The 3,316-nt window shown below is 32.7% G+C and carries 2 protein-coding genes; both read left to right on the top strand.

Annotation, left to right across the window (positions count from 1 at the left end):
* Positions 1 to 2,325: hypothetical protein (locus ACX12B_RS09640; RefSeq protein ID WP_459353795.1), on the top strand; the 2,325-nt coding region annotated here is incomplete at its 5' end.
* A 1-nt stretch (position 2,326) separates the two neighbouring features.
* Positions 2,327 to 3,316: hypothetical protein (locus ACX12B_RS09635; protein WP_459353794.1), on the top strand; the 990-nt coding region annotated here is incomplete at its 3' end.

The raw sequence follows: 3,316 nt of genomic DNA, 5'->3' as shown, positions 1-3,316 counted from the left end.
ACCTCTGTCACCAAGACACTCTCTGACTCTGTAGCCATAACTGACACTGTATCTACCTCTGTCACCAAGATACTCTCTGACTCTGTAGCCATAACTGACACTGTATCTGCTACCCAATCATCAAAATCTTTGTCTGATTCTATCTCTGTTGCAAGTACAGTGTCTCTTGAAACTGGTACTAATGTAATTATTGACTCTCAAACTAGTGATGTCACTTTAACTTCTACAACAAACACTATTGTAGTTGGTACTAGTACTTCACTAAACAAAGTCACTGTTCCAAATACAGTTAGTTCTCCTGTCTTAGATTTAGCAGGAATGTTGTCTGGTAGTACCTCTTCTGCGTTAGGTCAAACATTAACTATTACTGCATCAAATACTAATGTACAAACTACTGTTGAAATTCCAAGTACCACTACAATTTCAGGAACTGGATGGGATGGAAAGTTATCCTTGCCAAAGAATGTTGATACTGGAACTGTAACAATTTCTGATGTTGACACTACTTTTGCAATGGAATTTGGTGATCCAGATCGAAGTTTAACCTTTAACCCTGCGGTGAAACTTACATTGGCAAATCAAGCAGGTAAAATCGCCCACATAAAGGAGGGCTCTAACACTCAAGAGATTCAAACAACTTGTAATTCAAATTCATCTCCTACTAACATTCCTACCACTTTCCCACAAGCATGTAAGATTGATTCTGGTTCTAATTTGATAATCTTTACAGAAACGGCATCTATATTTTCAACAGGAACGAGAACATCCTCATCTACTTCCACTACTACAACTTCCACTAATGTTGTTGGAAGTGGCGGTGGCGGCGGTGGCGGCGGTGGCGGCGGTGGCGGCGGTGTCTCCACTGGATATGAGGGTATTCTTGAAGGCACTAAATTGAAGATATATGAAATCGAATATGATGTATGTACTGAAAACAAAGTAAGAATTCTTGCAGGTGTAGATAATAAAGATCTGGAATTGCCAACATCCCCTGATGCAAAAATTAGAACTCCTTCAAATGGAATTGTTCTTGCAAAATTAATGGATGAACAACCATTTGCCCCCACAAAATATTACTATGAAGCAGAACTGTCTTCTGGAGATAAATTCTTTGTTGTCATTGTAGAAGCGTTCCAAGGACGAATTCCAATAATAACCCAAAGTAGCATAAATGTAAATGAATGTGGAGAAGTTCTAATAATCAACAAAGACACCACCGAAAGTAGAATTGCTGGTGCATTAGATCCTAAAGCCCCAAAAATCTTTGATGTTAAATTCACTATAGATGACTCTACATTAGAATATAGTGCGATAAACACAAATAATTACTTGGGATTAGGAAAATCAATCCAAGTTACTGGTGCTGTAAATTCTCCAACTTCAATTGAAAGAGCAGAATTAAGAATCATAAATACCGAACAATCAGAATCAGAATATATTTCAATTTTAATGGATGCAAAACACATAACATCAAGTACTTATGAAATTTCAGGAGAAATTTCTGAAAATATCATTAAAGAACCTGGAATGACTTATTGGATTAGAGTAACAAATGCAGATGACAAAGTTCAAGAGACAGGTAAATTCGCGATTAGCATACAGCCGGATTATGAGGTAGATGTGAAACTTGATGTAAACACAAAACAAAATGTGGCAAAAGGTAAAACAATCAATATCACAACTAATGTAGAAAATAACTCCCAAGGCCCATTGTTTGGAACTATTCAAGTGTTAGTTGATGATGAAATGATTTTTGAAAAAATAGAATTATTTGAAATAGGAAAACAAGTAGTTAAAGTTCCATGGACAATAGAAAAACAAGACTCAAAACAGGAATATTATATCCAAACAATCTTCCAAAGCTATGGAGAAATAATTGAAAGCAATATAATTCAAATCAAAACATTTGCGCCAAAACAGATAATTTCACTATCTGAATTAACTGAGATAACATCAATTTCTGATAAAAATGGTTCAGAAATTGCAAGATCTGCCCATCTATATTCCTCAACTTATGACACAAATGTGAAATTTCGAGTAAATGCTCCTGACGGTACTTGTGTAATTGGAGATTCTTCTGAATGCTTCATTACTGAATCAACTAAAGGAAAACGAGGTAATTTTGAGAGCATAATTTTAGATGAACAAATTATACGTGTAAGATATTCAGGTTCAGACAATCCTGTACAACGATTCTCAATAACTTCTGTAGATCCAATTGAAGGGAAATGGGACATCAAACTTGAATCTAAAGATGGAAGCCCTGTTAGTAATGATGTGATGACTGAAACTAAATTAAAAGTTACATTCAGAGGAGGTAACTGATTTGTATTGTAAAATAATTCTTATTGGAATTCTGATTTCAGTTGTAATGGTAAACACTGGTATTTTTTCACAAATACAAGCTCAAGAATCTGATGATTTGTCAAACTTAATTCAAAATATCCAATCAAAAGTTACAGAACTTCCCATACTGGCAGGATTTGAAGATACAAGTTTGTTAGAAAATGAAATTCAAGATATAGATAAAAAATTTGACATGTTGCAAACAAAACTATTGCAAGAAGAAAATTCTGATATCTCAGAAAATATTCAAAATGAATTTAATGTTGCAAAAAAACAGTGGGATATTCTAAAGAATGCTGTTTCTGTATTGCCTTTAGATGAAGATACTAATCAAAAAATTAATTCATCATTACAATATTTTCAAGATAAAGAACCAGAATTAAAAAAATTGTCAGAAAATATTATTAATGAATTTTCTTTATTGGATGATAATTATTCAAGACATAAAGAAATTGCAAGCAACATACATCAATCAATTAACAATATTAGTATGATTTCAAAATCTGATGACATAAGAAATTATATGGACATTCAAAATAACAGGATAATAATTGAATCTGGTGTTAAAACACTACTACAAATTTCATTAGATGATGTGAATTCATTACAAACAGAACAAATTATTCCTATTCCTAGAGAAAACTCAAAATCATTAATTGAATTTGAATTTATTTGGGAATCAGTACAATTAAGATTGTTATCAATAGAATCAACTTCAATATCCAATACTTTAATTCAAGAAGGAATTACAACAAAATCTGCTACGCAAGATTTACTTTTATCTCTTGAAAAATTGGAAAATTCTTGGAAATCCCCCAATTCCCAAATGGACCTCCAACAATCAATTTTTGTATTAATTGGAGTATTTGTAATTGGATTTAGTATAATTATTCTTATATCCAGAAAATCAAAAAATAAATCCTCTAAACCTATTGTAGAACCAGAACCTGTTGTAGAACCAGAACCTGTT

This window comes from Nitrosopumilus sp. S6, from assembly GCF_054515815.1.
The sequence above is the reverse complement of the archived record's forward strand: the minus strand, read 5'-3'. Positions and strand labels throughout refer to the sequence as shown.